Genomic DNA, 22,086 nt, shown 5'->3' with positions numbered 1-22,086 from the left:
GGCTATTTTAAGGTTATCTAGTGATAATTATTGAAGTAGCTATTTTTTATGTAAAAATGAATTTACATAATTTACATATTGCATATATTTATTATCAAAATTTGTTGAAGCTGTGATATAATTAGTTGTATTTAAAATAAGAATAGCGAATAAGGGAGGAAATTTATGTTTACGGTTATAGATATTGTACAACCAGATACAGTGGAAGAGGCGTACTCAATTTTAAATAAAAGAAAAACTAATCAAGTAATTGGTGGAAGTGCTTTTTTAAGAATGGGGAAAAAAAGAATAGGAACAGGAATAGAGTTATCTAACCTAAACCTAGATTATATAAAAGAAGATAAAGAGTATGTTGAAATTGGTTCTATGACTACTTTTAGAACATTGGAAACAAGTTCAATAATAAAAGATAATTTTGGTAAAATAATAGAAGATTCAGTTAAAGATATAATAGGAATTCAGTTTAGAAATGTAGTAACAGTTGGTGCAACAGTCTTTTCTAAATATGGGTTTTCTGATTTGATAGTGGCATTGCTTTCATTAGATACAGAAGTAGAGTTATATAAGGGTGGGAGAATTAGCCTTGAAGAGTTTTTAGATAGAGATTATGGGAAGGACTTATTGACTAAGGTGTATATAAAGAAGGAAAATAAAAAAGCCTCTTATAAGTCATTGAGAAATGCAAAAAGTGATTACCCTATTTTGAATGTGTCTGTTTCAAAAGATGGTAAGAAGTTTAAGTTATGTGTAGGAGCAAGACCTCAAAAAGCTATGATTGCAAAAAAAGCTAGTGAATTTTTATCTAATAATGAAATTAATAAAGCTAATATAGATAGGGCAATAGAAATAGCTTCAGAGGAATTAACATTTGGTTCTAATATGAGAGCATCTAAAGACTATAGAAAAGCTATGAGTAAAGTACTTTTAAAAAGAGCTATAATGGAGGTTATTTAATGTTAGTAAAGCTTAATATAAATGGAAAAATGAAAAATATTGATATAGAGCCAGAAGAATATTTGGTTGATACCTTAAGAAAAGTTGGCAATTTAAGTGTAAAAAGGGGTTGTGATACAGGTTGTTGTGGTCTCTGTACAGTTTTAATAGATAAGAAACCTACATTATCTTGTGCGACATTAACCTTGAGAGTTTTAAATAAAGAGATAACTACAATTGAAGGTTTAGAAAATGAAGTTAAAGAATTTAGTGAAGTTTTGGTAAAAGAAGGAGCTGAACAATGTGGTTTCTGCTCTCCTGGCTTTATACTTACTGTACTTGCAATGAAAGATGAGCTTAAGAACCCTACAGACGAAGAAATAAAACATTATTTAACAGGAAATTTATGTAGATGTACAGGATATATGGGACAGTTAAGAGCTATCAAAACTTATCTGGAGGTAAAGTAGAATATGAATATAGTTGGAAAAGGAATTGAAAAAATAGATGGAATGAGTATAACAACAGGAAAACCTGTATATACTGATGATTTAGCAGCAAAAGATGCTTTAATAGTAAAGATACTTAGAAGCCCTTATGCTTATGCAAAGATAAAAGATATAGATACATCAAAGGCAGAAATGGTTGATGGTGTTGAATGTATTTTAACATATAAAGATGTACCAAAATCTAGATTTACACTTGCTGGTCAAACCTATCCAGAGCCATCACCTTATGATAGGCTAATTCTTGAAGATGTTGTGAGATATGTTGGTGATGAGGTAGCCATAGTTGCAGCTATAGATGAAAAAAGTGCAGTTAAAGCAATGAATCTTATAAAGGTAAATTATGAAGTACTAACACCTGTTTTGAATTTTGAAGAGGCAATCGGAAATAAAACTATAGTACATGATGAAGATAGACATTGTAATTTTGAAATAGGTATGCAGAGAGAAAAGAATATAGTGTCACATCATGACTATACAAAAGGTGATATAGAAGAAGTATTAAGTAATTGTGACATAGTGATTGAAGAAACATATTATACTCAAGCTCAAGCCCATGCAATGATGGAGACGTATAGATCATATAACTATTTAGATCATGCTGGAAGACTAGTTGTAGTAAGTTCAACTCAAATACCATTTCATGTTAAAAGACATCTATCCCGTGCATTAGAACTACCAGCTAGTAAAATTAGAGTTATAAAACCTAGAATTGGTGGTGGCTTTGGTGGTAAACAAACTGCTTGTGTTGAGATTTTTTCAGCTATTGTAACTTTAAAAACAGGTAAGCCAGCTAAAATAATATATGATAGAAAAGAAACTTTTAATTGTTCGACTAGTAGACATGCAATGAAACTAAAAGTTCGACTAGGTGCTACTAATGATGGAATAATAAAGGCTATCGATATAAATGCACTTTCAGATACAGGAGCATATGGAGAACATGCTTCTACAACTATTGGCTTAGTTGGGGAAAAGACTTTACCAATGTATAATAAGGTTGAGGCAACAAGATTTATCGCAGATGTAGTTTATACTAATAAAATGCCAGCAGGTGCACTTAGAGGGTATGGAGCTTCTCAAGGCTGTTTCGCTGTTGAATCAACTATAAACATGTTAGCTGACAAATTAAAAATGGACCCAACGGACTTGAGATTAAAAAATGTAGTAACACAAGGTGAAACTACCTTTGCATATGGAAAAACTTTAAATAGTGTAGACTTAGTAAAATGTATAAATAAAGGGAAAGAACTTATCGGATGGGATGAAAAATATCCTTGTAAGCATCTTGAAAATGGAAAAGTTAGAAGTGTGGGTATGGCAATTACTATGCAGGGTTCTGGTATACAAGGGCTTGATAAATCTTCAGCTGAAATAAAACTAAATGACTGTGGAGACTATACACTTATGATAGGTTCTACTGATATGGGTACAGGAAGTGACACAATTCTAGCTCAAATGGCTGCTGAAATTCTTGAGACAAGTATTGAAAATATAACAGTTATATCAGCAGATACAGATTTGGTCCCATATGACCCAGGTTCATATGCTTCAAGTACCACTTATGTAACTGGGATGGCAGTAGTTAAGGCAGCTCAGGATTTAAGGGATAAAATAATATCTGCTGGAGCAACTAAACTAGGTGTAGATAAAGACGAATTAGAATTTGATGGTATAAAATTAACTAGTAAAGAATGCAGTACTTCGTTATTTGACATAGCAGTTGACTCTACAATTGGACCAAATACTAATCAATTAATAGGTCTCGCATCTCATGGTAGTCCAGTATCACCACCACCTTTTATAGCTGGTTTTGCAGAAACTGAAATTGATAAAGAAACTGGAAAAGTTGACTTATTAAATTATGTAGCCATAGTGGACTGTGGAACAGTTATAAATAAAAACTTAGCAAAGATACAGGTTGAAGGTGGAATTGTTCAAGGTATTGGAATGGCAATGTTTGAAGAAGTTAGATATACAGAAAAAGGTAACATGGATACAAACACATTTATGCAATATAAGATTCCAGCTAGATGTGATATTGGAAATGTGGAAGTTGATTTTGTTGAAAACTATGAGCCAACAGGACCTTTTGGAGCTAAATCTGTTGGAGAGGTTGTTATAAATACACCTTTACCAGCAATACAAGAAGCTGTTTTTAATGGTGTTGGGGTTAGAGTAAATACACTTCCTATTACACCTGAAAAAGTTTTTATGGAAATGAATAAGTAAGTATTTTATACAGATTTTAGACTAGTTTTACATGTTAAACAACCAGTTATGTCATACCTGTTGAAAGATATTTAATAAGTAGTTATTATAATATTATGAAACTTTACTTGTAAAATATAAAATTAACTAAGGGGATGATGTTTTGGCTGGAAATCTAAATAATATGAGAGCAGTAAATAATTTTAGAGGAGATAATAACATTTTAGAATGTTTAGTCAGCTTTGAGGGTCGTTCAATAAGTCAGAGAAAAGCAAGGGTATTTTTTAAGGAAATGAAGAATCAAATAGAAATCGACTTCGTAGAAGAAGAAATTTCTAAACTTGTTGAAAATGTTGTTTTAAATACATCATATCAAGAAATGTTATATGATGAAATAGAGAAACAGCTGGAAATTGATTGTGTAGGAACTTGGATGATATTATCTAAATTAAAAGATGCTAGAGTTCATTGATTTTAAAATAAATTATTAGAGCCTAATTTTAAGGCTCTTTTTTAATGTTTTTAATTAAGATATAAACTTATTTTAATTTATATATATGATAATTATAACATATATTTAAAATCTAACTATTTAATTTTATATGTATTCTATTGTATAATATAAATTAGATTAATAAAATAGTTCGTTAAAATAATTTATTTATTTTAAATTATTGTTTAAGTTTATAAATTTTGTATAAAATAAAATTATATTATTAATTTTTAGCAATAAAATTTTCACTAGGAGAGATATATGAGAAGAAATAGTACCAATATAGCAGTAACAGCAGTTGTTACATCAATTTATGCAGTTTTAACTTTATCATTAGGATTTATAAGTTATGGACCAATACAATTTAGGATAGCCGAGATTATGATGCTTCTAGCATTTTTAGATAAGGGATATATAGTAGGTCTTACATTAGGTTGTTTTTTAGCCAATGTAATAGGTCCATATGGTGTACCTGATATAATTTTTGGAACATTTGCCACATTTGTAAGTGCAAGTTTAGTGTATATTACTAGAAAGTTAGGCGGTCAAAATAAAAGCACATTAATTATAGCTTCTATATGGCCTACTATCATAAATGCAATTGTAGTTGGATTAATGTTAAATATATTTTTTGGACTTCCTCTAATATTATCGATGATACAAGTAGGTTTTGGAGAATTTGTAGTAGTAACCTTGGTAGGAGTACCATTCTTTTGTTTTTTAATGAAAAAATATAGAAATATCATTGATATTAAGTTTTAGAGTGCAGAAAGTTATTTTGTAGATTAAAAATTAGTGTGAATTAAGAATAGTATTATTATAAGGGGGATTTTATTTGTCAAAGATAAAGAGATTAACTGATGTTTGGACATATATTAATGATAGACAAAAGTTTACAATCAAAGAGTTGTCAGAGAAGTTTAATCTTTCAACTAAAACTATTCAACGATATTTAATAGAATTAAATGAAATGGGGCTTCCAATTAAAGCAGAAAAAGGTAGAAATGGAGGTTATAGGGTATTAAATAATAGCTATATACCTCCTGTTATATTTACAGAAAAAGAAGTTATGTCTATAGTTTTTGCATTTAAGTCACTACAAGTTTACAATTTTTCACACATAAAAAAAGAAATTGATTCTATAATTAAAAAAATAAATTATAATCGTGAAAGTAGTGCAAAAATAGGTATAAACAACATTGAAAAATATATTGAGTTTATAGCTAATTATAAAAATATTGATGCCAATATTGTGACTGAATTTTTCAGGTCTTCATCAAACTCTTGTGTTTTAAATATCAAATATAAATCTGGAAATCAGTTGCTGGAGAAAAAAATATGCCCAATAGGTATATATTTAAATGAAGGATTTTGGTTTTCACCAGTGTATGACTATGAAAGTGATAATATTATACTAATACATATAGACAAAGTACTGGAAATTGAAAAAGTAGGAGAGTCTAAAAAAGCATGTATAAGTTTGAAAAGTTGGCTAGATTCAGTATATAGCAAGTTAAATGAAGAGATGGCAATTACTAAGAAAACTAGTGAAATTGTTCATTTGCATGTATTACTCACAAAAGAAGGTATTTCTAAAATAACTAGAAGTTTTTTAGATTTGGATATAGAATTAAATGAAAATGGAAGTGGAACAATTAGTAAATTTATAAAGTATGAAGAAATAGATTGGTGGATATCTACATTATTTTCAATAGGAAAAGATGCTAAAGTTATAGAACCAAAATTTATGAATAAATTACTTTATGATAGGGCTAAAGAGTTAAAATATTTTTATGAAGAAAATATGATATAATATTTAAAAATGTTAAAATTAAATAATTATTAAGGAGATATATATTATAATGGAAAGTTTTAATAAGAATGCTAAGATAATTGGTATTGGAGCTAAAGGTATTAATATAATAAATGAAATAGAAGAAAAAGTAAAAATAAATATGGATATAGAAAAAATTACTATGAATCAAGAGGTTGAAAAAGAATATGTTAGAAGTCTTTTAGATGGAGTTGACATATTATTTTTAGCATATTCAACTGAAGATAAACAAAGTCGAGAAGTTATAAAAGCTATTTCATACATGTCTAATGAAAGACGAATTTTATCTATAGGTATAAATTCTTCAGAAGAAGAAAATAAAGATGACTTAGGAATTAATAGAGAATTTAAAGTCAATGAAAATAGTATTTTAAAATTTGTTGATTTGATGAATGTTATGATAGAATCTATTTCAGACTCTTGTATGATAAATATAGATATAAGTGATTTAAAAGAAGCTATTATAAGTGATAAAGGGATTAAGTATTCTTTTGAAGAATTTGAAGATTCAAAACAGCACAGTGAAATAGTAGATATTTTATTTGAAAATATGGAACATTTTGGTGAAGAATTTATTGGGAAAAAAGGTATAGTTTTTGTTGAAGGAAATGATAAATTTTCACTAGTTGAATTAAATGATTTGATGAATAATATTCAAAGTAAGGTAGAAGAAGGCTATGAAATAATATTTTCTTTATACTTAAAAGAAAATTTAGATGGAAAGATTAAAGTGGGAATGTTATATAATTAATGTATTTTAGATATTAAGGAGAAGTATATGTCTGAAAATATAAATGTTACAGAGTATTGGCTAATGGAAGAATTTTTTTATCAAGAGACAGATACACCACAAATTTTTAAAGAAGAAAGCATAATTGCATTGGGATTTGATATAAAAATAAATTTAAAAAAAGTGCTTAATATGGGAAAAAAATCTGAAAAATACATTAATGAGAACTGTAATGACAAAGATTTTATAAAAAAATTTATTTCAGTTAAAAAAGGAGATTATTTTCTATATAAGGCATATCAAAATGTAGAAGAAAAAATTAAGTATAGTGTTCTTATTGGTATTGTTGAAGAAAGTTTTGAAAATGGTTATGAATTAAGTCATATCTTGGGTCATACATTACCTATAAAATGGATGTACACATTTGATACAGTTTTAAATTGTAAAATATATACGAGTGAGTTTTATAAATTAAATAATGAAGATATAAATACATATTTAGACATTATTAAATTGCAACATAATAAATCATTAAAAAAAAGAATAGAAGAAAATGACAATAATAAATGGTACCTAAAAAACTATTATTATATAGATGTAGATAAGTGTGTAGAGAATGAAGAACTGTTTATTCAACCCACTAATTTAGAACAATTAGAAAACTTGAAAAATATAAATACAGATGATTATATTCTAGTATATAATAGCGAAAAAGTAAGTTACGAAAATGACCATACAATGAAAAGCTTATTTGGTGTTTGTCAAGTTAAAGAGGGTTTTGATAAAGACAAAATAACTACTTCAGAAGGTGGATGTTTTTTACCTGTAGAATGGATAGAAAATGAAAAAGAGAATATTGATGGAAATGCATGGGTTATCTTTGAAAATAATAATTTAGTTGAAAAATATATAAAAAGATGTATTAATAAAATTCCATTAAATACCATACTTTATGGTCCACCAGGGACGGGTAAAACATATAATGCAAAACAAATAGTTTATAATTTAATAAATGAAACTAGTTTAAAAAATAATGATTGTACAAGTTATGTAGATTATAAAAATAATGTAGAATTTTGTACTTTTCATCAATCATATGGATATGAAGAGTTTATAGAAGGTCTCAAATCCGATGGTGAAGGTAATTTTAAGCCAGAAGATGGTATATTGAAGGAAATATCTATAGAAGCATGTTACGATGGGTTGAAACTTGAAAAGAAGCTAAATCTTGAGTTAGAAAAAGATACTTTAACTATAGAAGATGTAAAGGCAAGAAAAAAGATGTTGGTACTTGATAATATAAAAGATGTTGAGAACTTTAATTTTGAAGAATCAGAAAACTATGTTTTAATAATAGATGAAATCAATAGAGGAAATATATCTAAAATATTTGGGGAATTAATAACATTATTAGAAGATGATAAAAGACTTACTAAATCAAATCAAACTATCGTAAAACTACCATATTCAAAAGAAAGATTTTCTCTACCTCCAAATTTATATATAATTGGTACTATGAATACATCAGATAAATCCATAGCTCTTTTAGATATAGCTTTGAGAAGAAGATTTGCTTTTGAAGAAATTATGCCAGACTATGATTTATTGTCCGTTGTAGATGGAATAGATGTTAAAAATATGCTATATACAATTAATAAGAGAATAGAGTTTTTATATGATAGAGACCATGTTATTGGACAGGCCTACTTACTAAATGTAGAAAATATTGATGATATAGTGGCCGTATTTAGAAAAAAAATAATACCACTTCTTCAAGAATATTTCTATTATGACTCAGAAAAAGTAGGACTTATTTTAGGTGGTATAGGTAAAAATGAAAAGGACAAATATATTGTTTATAAGGAAGAAATCACAGCATCTAAATTATTTAAAAATAATAATTCATCAATAATGGAAAGTAAAGTTAATTATTGTATAAAACGAAATATATCTATTGAGGAGTTAAAAAATATATATGAGTAAAAATATATATGTAAAGGAAACTTATGAATGGATAAAAGTAGGTAATGGTGAAAATGAACTTACAGAAACTGAATATGAAAAATTACTTAAATATCTGGATAATAATAATGATGTGTTAAAGAGTAATATAATAGATATCAGATATAAAAAACTGAGATTCATAAATTATGTAGGTGTTATATATTTTGAAAATGTAATATTGGAGATACTTCCAAAGCTGTCATTAAGTAATGATATTGTAAAAGATAGAGAAATGCTATTACAAATGCTTTCTACATGTAATAAGATTCCAATTATAATAAACGAAAATATAAAATCAAGTTTAAAAAATTATAATCTCATGAATTTTTTTGTTATGTATTTTATTGAAAGTATGCAAATGCAAATTAAGAGAGGGATTTATTTTGAATATATAAATAAGATAGATAATTCGAATGTTGTAAAAGGCAAGATATTAATAAGTAAATATGCAAGAGAAAAAAATATATCTCCAATGAAAATAAAATGTGAATATGATGAGTATAGCGAAAATAATTTTTTGAATCAAGTTTTAAAAAAGGCATGTGTATCTATATTATGTAGAGTAAATGACAATTTAATTCAAAATAAGATAAAAAAAATTTTGAGTTATTTTTATAATGTGGACTTAGTTTATATAAATAGAGAAGAACTATTGGATTACAAATTTTATAAAAATAATGATAGATTTAAAGATTGTTACTCATTGGCGAAACTTATACTTTTAAATTTATCGATGGATAACAGCGAAAATAATCAAGATGCATTTTCTATATTATTTGAAATAAACATTTTATATGAAGAATATATCGGAAACTTAATAAAAAATATATGGAATAATGAATTTAGAGAAACGTATATACAAGATAAAAGTAAATTTCTTTTAAAAAATGAGCAAACAGGAAAGAAAACTTTTAATTTAAGACCAGATATAGTTTTATATGATTCAAAATATGAATCTGAAATCATAATTGATACAAAATGGAAAGCTATTGAATTGGATTCAAATATCTTCTATAGATCAAGTGATATATATCAGATGTATGCATATATAACATCTTATGAAAATGCAAAAAGGTGTATATTATTATATCCTTGTATTAAAAAAGATAAAAATTATAGCTCTTGGAGATTATTGGAGTCGTTTAAAGGTAAATTTATAGAAGCAAAAACTGTAAGATTGGATAATATAAAAAACACCATATCTGATTTGAAAAAAATAATTTTTAATTATAAATTTTAAAAATAAGAATTATAAAAATAATAAAAATACATTGTATAAAGCAATAAACAATTTTATAGCATATAAGAACTATAAAAAAATAATAAATGAAAATTTTTGTAAACTATTTTAGATGTTAAACATGGCACTATAATTGCTTATTTAGCATAGAATGCTTGCAAAATAAAGAAAGTATACCTGCTAAATTGAAATTTAAGTAGGTATATTTTTTCTTAAGCTTCATTTGAAAATTAAAATATTATTGTAAAATTATAACTAAGCTTTTCTGTTATGATATAATTAAATAGATAATTTAAATGATGATTATATATAATACTTATTTGGAGTTGATATTTTATGGATAAACACAGTGATTCAGTAATGTATGGTGGAATGGAAGTATACAATATTTGGGGAACAACAACAGTAGACTCTATAATTGGGGAGTCTGATGTAATGCTTGCTCTTAAAAATAGAATTTGTAAAATTGGAAATAGTGATTCTACTGTAGCGATAACTGGAGAAAGTGGCACTGGAAAAGAGTTAATAGCAAGAGCCATTCATCTCGCAGGAAACAGAGGGAATAAAACATTCGTTGCTATAAACTGTGCTGCTATACCAGAGCCCTTGCTAGAAAGTGAACTTTTTGGGTATACAAAAGGAGCTTTTAGTGGGGCAGATTCAAAAGGCAAAATTGGTAAATTTGAATTAGCTAATGGAGGAGTTGTATTTCTAGATGAGATAGGGGATATGCCAATTCAATTACAATCAAAGCTTTTGAGAGTGTTACAGGAAAAGAAGTTTACAAGAATAGGTTCAAATGAACTAATTGATATAGATGTTAGAATTATATCAGCTACTAATAGAGATTTATTTGAGTTGGTTAAAGAAAATAAATTTAGAGAAGACTTATATTATAGATTAAATGTAATACCTCTAGAAGTACCTCCTCTTAGAGATAGAGGAGATGATATACAAATATTAATAAATAATTTTATAGATAAATATTCAAGGAAGATGAAAAAAAATGTATACCATATAGAGCCAGATGTAGAACATATGCTGCTTAAATATCCGTGGCCAGGAAATATAAGAGAATTAGAAAACACTATAGAATTGGCTTTAAATCTTCTTGAAGAAGATGGGATAATACATAAAGGTATAATAAATAGAAAGATAATTGAATATTTTAAGTTGAACAAAATAAATATAAAATTACTTGAGGAAAGTGACTATGAAATAAATATGGAACAAGATATACTTACCCTTGAAGAATTTGAGAGAGCATATATAAAAAAGGTATTAAAGTTTTATGGAAATGATACTAAATCTAAAAAGTTAGCTGCTAAAAAGCTTGGAATATCGCTAGCAACATTGTATAGAAAGATAGATGTATAGTAATTATTCTTTTAATTCTCAATTCTAAAATTTGAAATTATAAAATTGATAAAAATCACTTGAAAAACTATTTTCTAAGTGATTTTTTTTGTAATAAGATTTTATTATCCAAAAATAAAAAAAATTTGAAAGAATTTAAAAAAAGAAATGCTTTATCAAATTATTAAATACTAACAAATATAATAAAAATTATATATGTAAAACAATTTTGTTAAAATATTGGCATTATAATTGCTTCATATTAAATCAAGATGACAAAATAAAAAAGAAAGGATGTTGAATAATAACTGTCATTAAAAAATAGTTGGGAGTGATAACCTTGAGTAAATATCAAAAAAGTGTATCTATGTTTGATATTGATGGAAGGCCACCAATTTTAAAGTGTTTACCACTATCAATGCAGCATATACTAGCAATGATAGTTGGAACTGTCACAGTACCTATAGTTGTGGGAGGAGCTGTTGGTGCTAGTGCCACACAAATAACACTTTTAGTGCAATATGCATTAATAATAGCTGGAATATCGACACTTATACAACTATATCCAATAGTAAATATTGGTTCAAGATTGCCTATAATTTTTGGAGTCGGTTTTACTTATGTGCCAACACTCGTAGCAGTTGGAGGAAGTTATGGACTAGCGAGCATATTGGGAGCACAATTAATAGGGGGAGTGGCTACAGTATTAATAGGAATATTTATAAAAAAGATAAGAAAATTTTTCCCTAATATAGTTGCAGGAACAGTAGTTTTTACAATTGGATTATCTTTATATCCTATAGCAATAAATTATATGGCAGGTGGTGTAAATAGCCCTACTTATGGCTCTATGCAAAATTGGGCAGTAGCAGCTATAACACTAGTGGTAGTTATAGGTCTTAGTCAATTTGCAAAAGGTTATGCAAAATTGGCAGCAATATTTTTGGGAATTATAGTTGGATATTGTGTATCTTTAGTTTTGGGCATAATAAATTTTGACCCTATTAGAGAGGCAGCTTGGTTTGCTATACCTAAGCCACTTGAATTTGGACTTAAATTTGATATACCAGTAGTAATCTCTGTAGTAATTGTAAGTATAATCAATGCTGTTCAAGCAATTGGAGATTTGTCAGCTACTACAATGGGAGGTATGGATAGAAATATAACAGATAAAGAACTGTCAAGTGGAGTAATAGGAAGTGGAATTTGTACTATGATAGGTGCTTTGTTTGGAGGTTTACCACCATCATCATATAGTCAAAATGTAGGTATGGTAGCTATGAACAAAGTAATAAGCAGATTTGTACTTGGAATAGCTGGTATATTTATGTTATTATCGGGGTTTGTACCTAAGTTTGGTGCATTGATGACAACTATACCATATTCTGTTTTAGGAGGGGCTACAATATCTATATTCAGTATGATAACAATGACAGGTATAAAGTTAATTATTACAGAAGAATTGTCATCAAGGAATATTACTATTGTAGGTTTGGCAATAGCTTTAGGTATGGGAATAACATCAGTTCCGGCAGCACAGGAAGCATTTCCTCCATTTGTAAAGTTAGTATTTGGAGAATCTCCAATAGTAATTGCGACATTGGTTGCATTTGTTTTAAATCTAATAATACCAAATAAAAGTCTAGAAGATGAAGCTAAAGAAAGAGCTGTTATGGAAAAGGCTAATTAAAAAATGATAATTTAAAAGGGTTGTTTAAATTATTTTATTATGAGATTGTTAGATTACTTCAGATAGCTATTCATTTTAATAAGAAATTTAATAAAGAGTATACATCAGACATTTAATGTTTAGTCAAAAAGAAAATCGGGGAGGGTATATTTGCACGTTTGTTAAATTTTTATAAAAATAGCTCAGTTTAGCTGTGGTTATCGGTTGAGCAATAAATTCATGGTCATAAAAATATTTATAGAAAATAATTATAAAATATTTAGTCAAGATATTTATGTATGGGAGGATTTATTTTATGAAAACACGTAATACTTCAAAATATGATGTGGATGGGATACCACCACTAAAGGAATCGGTACCTTTAGCTTTACAACATTTGTTAGCAATGATAGTAGGAAATATGGTGCCTGCAATATTAATAGCAAACGTGGTAGGACTTAACCAGGGGCAAGCGACGATGTTGATTCAAGGCTCTATGTTAGCAGCAGGTTTGGCAACGTTTTTACAATTATATCCAATACCTTTATTTAAAGGATTTAAATTAGGTTCAAGATTACCTGTAATGATGGGAATGAGTTATGTATTTTTAGGGGCCTGTCTTTCTGTAGCAGCTAAAGACGGTTTAGCAGCTCTATTTGGAGCACAAATTGCTGCTGGGGTAATCGTATTCTTTGTAGGATTTGCAGTTAAGAAAATTAGACATATATTCACTTCTATAGTTTCTGGAACTATAATAGCATGTATGGGACTTGGATTATTTGCAACAGCTATAAAGAATTTAGCAGGAGGAGAAGGTGCACAAACATTTGGAAGTCCAATAAATTTTATAGTAGGAGTTATAGTTGCTTTTGTAATAATAATGATAAATAAGTATGGTAAAGGCTTAGTTAAAAACTCTTCAATATTAATTGGAATATTAGTAGGATATGCTATATCTTTAGTTTTAGGATTAGTTGATTTTTCTGCAGTTAAAGGTGCAGCTATAGTATCTTTGCCAACACCAGCAGCTTTTGGATTGGAATTTAGACCAGAGTTAATAGTAATGTTTACTATTATTTACATAATAGGTATAGCTGATATGATGGGTGCGTGTACAATAGCAACAATAGGTGCAATGGACAGAGAGGTAACTGATGAAGAGTTATCATCAGTTGTTTTAGGAAACTCTGTAACTTCTATAATTTCATCACTATTTGCAGCTCTTCCAACTGGAGTATTCAGCCAAAACACAGTAATTGTATCTATGAATAAAGTTACAAGTAGATTTGTAATAGCATTAGGAGCACTTGTATTATTGCTAGCAGGAATATCTCCAGCATTAGGAGCAATAATGACAACTATACCATCTTGTGTTGTTGGTGGAGCAACTTTAGTAGTATTTTCATCAATAGCAATGTCTGGTTTTTCTATTATGAGTATGGATGGTTTTACTGAAGAAAATAATCTTATAGCAGGAGTATCTATAGCAACAAGCATGGGTCTTACAACTGCTCCACAAGTTTTAGACCAATTTCCAGCAACAATTGGAACTGTTCTAGGAGGCTCAAGTATAGTTTCTGGAGCAATAATAGCTATATTACTTCAAACACTATTTAAACTAAAAGGAAGTAAGAAAGCTGAAAACGTTACTTCAAATCTTGAGGAAAATATTGGATAAATGTATTAGATATGATATGAGAAAGCTATGTGATAAAATGTTGTAATGAAAGTATTAAAAGGGGGATTTAAGATGATTGATATACTAATAAAAAATGCAATAGTTGTTACAGTTAATAAAAATAGAGAAGTTATATTTGATGGAGCAATAGCTATTCAAGGTGACAGAATCTTAGATATAGGAAATACAGATGATGTTGAGGTGAAGTATACTGATGTTAAAAAGGTTATAGATGCTAAAGGAAAAGTGATATTCCCTGGATTTATAAACACTCATAATCATCTATTCCAAGTATTATTAAAAGGTCTAGGAGACGACATGGCACTTCATGAATGGTTAAACACAATGATGTTTCCATCAGCAAAGTTCTTGACAGAACAAGATACCTATGATGCTGCAATGCTTGGATGTATGGAAGGTTTAAAAAGTGGTATAACTACAATGGTTGATTATATGCATACACATAATAGACCAGGACTTACAGATGGAATAGTAAAAGCATATAAAGATTTAGGTATAAGAGGAGTAGTTGGTAGGGGCTGTATAGATTTAGGTATTCATAAAGAGCTTATAGAAGACGTGGAAACGGTTGAAAAGGATTTGAGAAGAGTATTTGAAAAATATCATAATTCAGAAAATGGAAGAATAAAAATTTGTGTAGCACCTTCTTCAATGTGGGCTATATCTGAAGAAATGGGTAAAATGCTTTGGAATATAGTCAAAGAGTATGATTCATACTTCACAGTTCATATTTCTGAAACTGAATTTGCAAGAACAGCAACAAAAGATATACATGGGGAAATAGATATAAAATTACTTGAAAAATGGGGAATAGTAGGTCCAGAGGTTGTAGCAGTGCATTGTGTATGTATAACTGATGAGGACATGGAAATGCTTAAAAAGTATGATATAAAAGTTTCTCATAATGTTGCAAGTAATATGTATCTTGCTTCTGGTGTTGCACCTGTTCCAGAAATGTTAAAGAAGGGTATAAATGTAAGCTTAGGTCTTGATGGTGCAGCAAGTAACAATGCACAAGATATGGTAGAACTTATGAAATTAACTGCTTTACAACATAAGGTAAACAATTGTGACCCTCTTGCAATTTCTGCAGAAAAAGTCCTTGAAATGGCTACAATTGAGGGAGCAAGAACTCTTAGAATGGAAGATGAAATAGGTTCTTTAGAGGTTGGAAAAAAAGCTGATTTAGTAATATTTAACTCAATGCTTTCTCCAAAATCAATACCTCTTCACAATCCTGTATCAACTTTGGTATACTCAGCTAGTATGCACAATGTAGAAAGTGTCTTAGTTGATGGAAATATAATACTTGAAAATGGTAGAGTTACTACAATTGAAAGTGAAGAACAAGTCTTATTGAATGCTCAACATGCAGCAGAAGAATTATGTAAGAGAGCTAATGTAACTAATAGAATGGAAGGGCATAAGTGGAATAGCTTATACTAGTATAAAAACAAACTTGTAATAATATTCTATTACAACATTAGTTTATCTGTAGGAGGAGAAAATGGAAAAAATAAAATTAAATATTAATGATTACATGTATGAAGTAGAAGTTGAAAAGAATGAAACTCTTTTGCATGTACTTCGTGAAAAATTAAATCTAACTGGAGCGAAACAAGGTTGTAATAGTGGCAGTTGTGGAGCATGTAAAGTTTTGATAGATGGAGTAGATATAAAATCTTGTAAACTTCTTGCAAGGAACTGTGAAGATAAAGTTATATACACTATAGAAAGTTTTGCTAATGGAGAAAATCTTCATCCAATACAAGAAGCTTTTATAGAAGTTGGAGCTGTACAATGTGGATATTGCACTCCTGGCATGATTATAACTACACAAGCTCTTTTAAATAGAAATTCATCTCCTAGTGAAGATGAGATTAGAGAGGCTTTTAAAGAAAATCTCTGCAGATGCACAGGATATATAAAAATTATAGAAGCTGTAAAATTATCTGCAGCTAGATTAGGAGGTAGATAGTTATGGAAAAAGTCATAGGAAAATCATACCCTCTAAAAGATGCAGCTTTAAAAGTTACTGGTCAAATGAAGTATGTAGCAGACATGAAACCGCAAAATGCACTTCATGCTAAAATGCTTTTAAGCCCAGTAGCACATGCAAAAATAAAAAGTATAGATACAAGTGAAGCCGAGAAAATCGTTGGAGTTAGAGCCATAGCTACACATCTCAATACATCACAGAGAAAATATAATGGTTCTTTACGATTTTATGAACATAATATACCTGAAAATGAAGTTATTTTTTCAGATACAGTTAGATTTGTAGGTGACCGTGTAGCAGCAGTTGCAGCAGAAACACCAGAAATAGCAGAAAAAGCTGTAAAACTTATAAAAGTAGAATATGAAGAATTACCAGCTATATTTACTATACAAGATGCAATAAAAGAAGATGCTATATGTATACACGGAGATTCAAACATGGTTTCTCAAAATAATATAAATGGTGGAGATGTAGAAAAAGGTTTTAAAGAATGTGACTACATCTTTGAAGACGAATACTCTACTCCTGCTATACATCATAGTGCAATAGAAACTCACAGCGTAATTGCACATTATGATTATAATGATAAATTGATTGTACATACACCTTGCCAAAATACATTTGGTTTTAGAATAATATTATCTCAAATTTTTGGGATGTCATTAAATAAGATAAGAGTTATAAGACCTGCTATTGGAGGTTCATTTGGTGGGAAATTAGAAATGACAATTGAGCCAGTAGCAGCAGCATTGTCAAAAATGACGAGAAGACCAGTCAAAATGGTTCTTACAAGAAAAGAGTCTATGATATCAACAAGAACTCGTCATGGGTCTTTTGTAAAACTAAAAACTGGTGTAAATAAAGATGGAGAAGTAATAGCACAGGAGATAAAAATATACACAAATACAGGTGCATATGCATCAAGTGCTTTAAATGTTATAGGAGCACTTAGCCATAAAGTGTTTAAAGTCTATAAAATACCAAATATAAAATTTACTGGAATACCAGTATATACAAATACACCAATAGCAGGTGCCATGAGAGGTTATGGTTCACCTCAAATATTTATGGCTCAACAAGCTCAATTTGCAAAAATAGCTAAGAAAATAGGTATGGATTTAGTAGATTTTCAAAATAAGAATGCTGTAGAGCCAGATGATGTTGATATAATCTTCCACGGTTCTCTTGGCAATCCTAGAGTTCTTGATTGTATTGAACAAGGTAAAAAAATGTTTAAATGGGATGAGAAGAAAGCTCTTCCAAAAGAAGAAGGAAATTATTTAAGAGGTATAGGTATGGCAATAGGTGCACATGGTAATGGAGTTTTTGGTGCACATAGAGATGTTGTCACATTGACTCTTAAATTAAACGAAGATGGTACACTAACACTACTTACGGGAGCACATGATATGGGTAATGGTGTTGTAACTATGCAAACAATGATGGTAGCTGAAGTTTTGGGAATAACTCCTGATAAAGTTGATACTTTTGAAACTGATACTGATGCATGTACATTTAATCTTGGAGATTATGCAAGTAGAGGTGTATTTGTAGAAGGTGGAGGAGCTAAAAAGACAGCAGAAAAATTAAAGACTTTAATACTGGAAGAAGCAGAAAAATTACTCGAAATTTCAAAAGAAGAGCTATATCTAGACAATGGATATGTAATCAGTAAACTTGATGAAAATATTAAAGCATCATTATCTGATGTTGCAGTATATAGTCAAAGTAAGTCTTTGAGAGAATTGACAGTTGTTGAAGATTACTCTTCTCCAGCAGGTATTACTTCTTATGGTGTACATTTTGCTGAAGTTTTAGTAGATAAAGAAACTAAAGATGTAAAAGTAGTTGATTTTGTAGCTGTACATGATGTTGGTAGAGTTATAAATCCTCTAAATTTAGAAGGTCAATTAGAAGGCGGAATTCATATGGGGTTAGGTTATGCGTTAAGTGAAGAGCTAGCCTTTGATGAGCAAGGAAGACCTAAAGCTACTGATTTTAAAAATTATAAATTATTTAGAACTGTCGATATGCCAAAGTGTCAAGTTGCATTTGTAAATAGTTATGAAAAAGCTGGACCTTTTGGTGGCAAGAGTATTGGTGAATGTGCAGTTGTACCAGTTGCACCTGCTGTAGCAAATGCAGTATATGATGCAACTAATGTAGAGATACATTCATTGCCAATAAAATTAAAATAATAATACTTAAACTTAAAATGAAACTTTATTAAAGTTATAGAAAGTAATAAAAATAGATTTATTTGATGAGGAGATATTGTTATGGCAAAGATATTAGGTATTTGTGGAAGTCCACGTAAAGGAGCAACAGAATATGCAGTATTAGAAGCTTTGAAAGAAGCTGAAACTATACCTGGTATAGAGACTGAGTATTGGTCAGTTAGAGGGAAAAAAATAAGTCCTTGTGTGCATTGTGATGCATGTATAAGAAAAGAGACTATGTGTATCATAAAAGATGACATACAAGAATTAGAGCAAAAAATATTAGAAGCAGATGGAATTATAGTGGGTTCTCCAGTGTATGATATGAATATAACTGCTCAACTTACAGCAGTATTTAATAGACTTCGTCCTATGTATTTAGTTCATCCAGGAAAACTTCAAAATAAAGTTGGGGCAGCTATAACTACTGGTGGAACTAGATATGGTGGTCAAGAATTAACAAAACTTCCTATAATAAATTTCTTCTTAATGCATGAAATGTTAGTATCTGGAGGCTTAGGAGGATGCTACATAGGCGGTACAATATGGAGTAAAGATGGAAAAGCAAAAGGGGCTCAAGAAGACGAAACAGGTATGGACACAGTAAAAAGACTTGGAAAAGGTGCTGCAGAAGCAGTTATGGTTTCTAAGTTTGGTCTTGAAAAATGGAATCTTGTAAAAGAAGAATTAGATGTTAAAAAAGATGAAAAATCACCTCTTAGAGACCATTAAAAAGCAATTACTTCTTCAAAAAAAATAAAGACATATGGATATGTGAGATATAAAGTTGACACTCTAAGGGAAAAGGAAATATAGCATTTTACTTTAATCTGACAGATGATAATTACAAATCTGCAATTATTTATGTGAATGCCAAAAGTAGTATTGTTTGTTTCACTTTATCACAAAATTCCATAACTGAAAACTAAGTTGATACAGTTACAAACTTATATACATACGAGTTGAATTTTTACTATTCGCTCAATAAAAAATAGTGATGTAATAAAATATTACATCACTATTTTATGTCTTTTATTAAATATTTTATAGATTTATATGTCAAAAAATACATAAGGAATACGTTTTAAGTATTAATTTTTAAATTTTAAAAATGAGAATTAAAAAGTGAGAAGATGAAAAAGGTTTTTTTATTATCAAATTCTATATACATTAGATAACCTAATAGATAAAAGTAAAAAAAGTTGAAAGTATTGCAAATTCTATGCTAAATAGCCACAGAAAAATATTTGATATATATTAAGTGTTGGCATGTTAATTGCTAATATATAGAGTATAAAAATTTAACAATAATTTGGAGGTATTTTAGATGCTAAAAGAAATTAAATGGAAAGTAAACAATCTGCCAAAGGGCGATAAAGAAAATTGTATCAAATTTTTAAATGAAGAAGAAATAACTAAGGTTAGAAACTTCCATAAAAGCTTTCCTCAATATAAAGAAACTCCATTAGCAAACCTAGAAGGTTTAGCAAAAAAATTAGGTGTTGCAGGAGTATATGTTAAGGATGAATCTTATAGATTTGGATTAAATGCATTTAAAGTTTTGGGTGGTTCTTACTCTATGGGTAAATACTTAGCTCAAAGATTAGATACAGATATATCAGAGTTAGGATATGAAAAATTAACTTCAGATGAAATAAAAGAAAAATTAGGAGAAATAACTTTCTTTACAGCTACAGATGGAAATCATGGTAGAGGAGTTGCTTGGACAGCTAATAAATTAGGTCAAAAATCTGTTGTATTAATGCCAAAAGGTTCTTCTGAATTTAGATTAAATAAAATCAAGGGAGAAGGTGCAGATGCTAGTATAACAGACTTAAATTATGATGACGCAGTAAGATTAGCTAATGATTATGCAGAAGCTGATGACCATGGAGTAATGGTTCAAGATACAGCATGGGATGGATATGAAGAAATACCAGCATGGATAATGCAAGGATATGGAACTATGGCTCAAGAAGCTATAGAACAATTAAAAGAATATGGAGTAGATAGACCAACACATGTATTTGTGCAAGCAGGAGTTGGTTCGCTTGCTGGTGCAGTTCAAGGATATGTTGCTTCAATATATGATGAATGCCCAATAACAGTAGTAGTAGAAGCTGATGAGGCAGATTGTTACTATAAATCAGCAGAAGCAGGAGATGGAAAACCAAGATTTGTAGGTGGAGATATGCCAACTATAATGGCAGGTCTTGCTTGTGGAGAACCAAATACTATAGGATTTGAAGTATTAAAAAATCATGCAGCAGCATTCGTTTCAGCACCAGACTGGGTTTCTGCTAAAGGTATGAGAACATTGGGGAATCCTTTAAATGGTGATGAAAAAGTAATCTCTGGAGAGTCTGGAGCGGTTACAACTGGTCTTTTAATAGCAGCTATGGAAAGAGAAGATTTAGCTGACTTAAGAAGAGATTTAAAGTTAGATGAAAATTCAAGAGTACTTTTAATAAGTACAGAAGGAGATACTGACCCTGATAAATACAGAAGTATAGTTTGGGATGGAGAGTATCCAAGCATATAGATAATTATTAAAATATTATCTTTATCAAATAACCATTTACATATTAAAAAGATTATAAGTTCTAAAATTTAGAAATTATATAAATTATAAAGGCTTAAATTAAAATATACATTTATAAAATCTAGGGGGATAACGAAATGCTAAACGAACAAAGAAAACAAGAAGTAACTGAGATATGTCAAAAACTAATCCAAAATCCTAGTTCTTCTGGAAATGAAGAAGGGGTTGTAAAAGCAATAGAAGAATCTTTTGAAAAATTAGGCTTTGATAGCTGGTCAAGAGATAGATATGGAAATATAGTAGGATGCATAAAGGGAAATAGACCAGGTAAAAAAATATTATTTGATGGTCATATAGATACAGTTCCAGTTCCAGATGCAAGTAAATGGACTGTTCCTCCTTTTGAAGGAAAAATAGTAGATGGAAAGATATATGGTAGAGGAACTTCTGATATGAAAGGTCAGTATACTGCAATGATGTCTGCTGTAGCGTATTTTGCTAAAGACACTAATAAAGACTTTGCTGGTGAATTATATGTAGCAGGAGTTGTTCATGAAGAAATATTTGAAGGAGTTTCAGCTAGAGAAATAAGTAAAGCTGTTAAACCTGATTATGTTGTAATCGGAGAATCTTCAGAACTAAACTTAAAGA

Annotated in this window: 18 protein-coding genes; all 18 read left to right on the top strand. The window is 29.2% G+C overall.

The annotated features are described in order from the left end of the window. Positions 1 to 165: 165 nt before the first annotated feature. Positions 166 to 954 carry an FAD binding domain-containing protein gene (locus tag IR151_RS11970; protein WP_227434749.1) on the top strand — a complete coding sequence of 263 codons (789 nt, stop codon included), beginning with the start codon at positions 166 to 168 and terminating at the stop codon, positions 952 to 954. Beyond that, on the top strand, positions 954 to 1,403 hold the full coding sequence (locus tag IR151_RS11965; RefSeq protein WP_227434748.1) for a (2Fe-2S)-binding protein: 450 nt from the start codon (positions 954 to 956) through the stop codon (positions 1,401 to 1,403). The genes IR151_RS11970 and IR151_RS11965 overlap by 1 nt, the downstream gene beginning before the upstream one ends. 3 nt (positions 1,404 to 1,406) lie before the next feature. Further along, positions 1,407 to 3,671: a xanthine dehydrogenase family protein molybdopterin-binding subunit gene (locus IR151_RS11960; protein ID WP_227434747.1), complete on the top strand. Its 2,265-nt coding sequence runs from the start codon at positions 1,407 to 1,409 to the stop codon at positions 3,669 to 3,671. Positions 3,672 to 3,813: 142 nt separating this feature from the next. After that, positions 3,814 to 4,122 carry a hypothetical protein gene (locus IR151_RS11955; protein ID WP_227434746.1) on the top strand — a complete coding sequence of 103 codons (309 nt, stop codon included), beginning with the start codon at positions 3,814 to 3,816 and terminating at the stop codon, positions 4,120 to 4,122. A 282-nt stretch (positions 4,123 to 4,404) separates the two neighbouring features. Then, positions 4,405 to 4,905: a QueT transporter family protein gene (locus IR151_RS11950; RefSeq protein WP_227434745.1), complete on the top strand. Its 501-nt coding sequence runs from the start codon at positions 4,405 to 4,407 to the stop codon at positions 4,903 to 4,905. 73 nt (positions 4,906 to 4,978) lie between these two features. Further along, complete coding sequence (locus tag IR151_RS11945) at positions 4,979 to 5,956, top strand: WYL domain-containing protein (RefSeq protein ID WP_227434744.1); 978 nt, start codon at positions 4,979 to 4,981, stop codon at positions 5,954 to 5,956. A 49-nt stretch (positions 5,957 to 6,005) separates the two neighbouring features. Further along, entirely contained in the window at positions 6,006 to 6,728 is a 723-nt protein-coding gene (locus tag IR151_RS11940) for a cell division protein (RefSeq protein WP_227434743.1), read from the top strand. Positions 6,729 to 6,755: 27 nt separating this feature from the next. Continuing rightward, on the top strand, positions 6,756 to 8,690 hold the full coding sequence (locus IR151_RS11935; protein ID WP_227434742.1) for an AAA family ATPase: 1,935 nt from the start codon (positions 6,756 to 6,758) through the stop codon (positions 8,688 to 8,690). Further along, positions 8,683 to 9,951 (top strand): McrC family protein, encoded by a 1,269-nt coding sequence (locus IR151_RS11930; protein WP_227434741.1) that lies wholly within the window; start codon positions 8,683 to 8,685, stop codon positions 9,949 to 9,951. The genes IR151_RS11935 and IR151_RS11930 overlap by 8 nt, the downstream gene beginning before the upstream one ends. Before the next feature lie 336 nt (positions 9,952 to 10,287). Next, the gene (locus tag IR151_RS11925; protein ID WP_227434740.1) at positions 10,288 to 11,328 is read left to right on the top strand and encodes a sigma-54 interaction domain-containing protein; all 1,041 of its coding nucleotides are present in this window, start codon (positions 10,288 to 10,290) and stop codon (positions 11,326 to 11,328) included. A gap of 346 nt (positions 11,329 to 11,674) precedes the next feature. Beyond that, positions 11,675 to 12,997 (top strand): uracil-xanthine permease family protein, encoded by a 1,323-nt coding sequence (locus tag IR151_RS11920; RefSeq protein WP_227434942.1) that lies wholly within the window; start codon positions 11,675 to 11,677, stop codon positions 12,995 to 12,997. Between the two features lie 295 nt (positions 12,998 to 13,292). After that, positions 13,293 to 14,654 (top strand): uracil-xanthine permease family protein, encoded by a 1,362-nt coding sequence (locus tag IR151_RS11915; protein ID WP_227434739.1) that lies wholly within the window; start codon positions 13,293 to 13,295, stop codon positions 14,652 to 14,654. Between the two features lie 72 nt (positions 14,655 to 14,726). Next, on the top strand, positions 14,727 to 16,121 hold the full coding sequence (locus IR151_RS11910) for an amidohydrolase family protein (protein WP_227434738.1): 1,395 nt from the start codon (positions 14,727 to 14,729) through the stop codon (positions 16,119 to 16,121). 61 nt (positions 16,122 to 16,182) lie between these two features. Beyond that, complete coding sequence (locus IR151_RS11905; RefSeq protein WP_227434737.1) at positions 16,183 to 16,653, top strand: (2Fe-2S)-binding protein; 471 nt, start codon at positions 16,183 to 16,185, stop codon at positions 16,651 to 16,653. Positions 16,654 to 16,655: 2 nt separating this feature from the next. Next, positions 16,656 to 18,872 carry a xanthine dehydrogenase family protein molybdopterin-binding subunit gene (locus tag IR151_RS11900; protein WP_227434736.1) on the top strand — a complete coding sequence of 739 codons (2,217 nt, stop codon included), beginning with the start codon at positions 16,656 to 16,658 and terminating at the stop codon, positions 18,870 to 18,872. A gap of 81 nt (positions 18,873 to 18,953) precedes the next feature. Then, a complete protein-coding gene (locus IR151_RS11895) occupies positions 18,954 to 19,625 on the top strand; it encodes a flavodoxin family protein (protein ID WP_227434735.1) in 672 nt (223 codons plus the stop codon). A 595-nt stretch (positions 19,626 to 20,220) separates the two neighbouring features. Next, positions 20,221 to 21,435 carry a diaminopropionate ammonia-lyase gene (gene dpaL / locus IR151_RS11890; RefSeq protein WP_227434734.1) on the top strand — a complete coding sequence of 405 codons (1,215 nt, stop codon included), beginning with the start codon at positions 20,221 to 20,223 and terminating at the stop codon, positions 21,433 to 21,435. Positions 21,436 to 21,572: 137 nt separating this feature from the next. After that, a partial coding sequence (locus tag IR151_RS11885) for a M20/M25/M40 family metallo-hydrolase (RefSeq protein WP_227434733.1) occupies positions 21,573 to 22,086 on the top strand: 514 nt, incomplete at its 3' end.

It is taken from the genome of Clostridioides sp. ES-S-0006-03 (assembly GCF_020662275.1).
Classification (GTDB): Bacteria; Bacillota; Clostridia; order Peptostreptococcales; family Peptostreptococcaceae; genus Clostridioides.
This window is presented reverse-complemented; position numbering and strand designations above follow the sequence as displayed.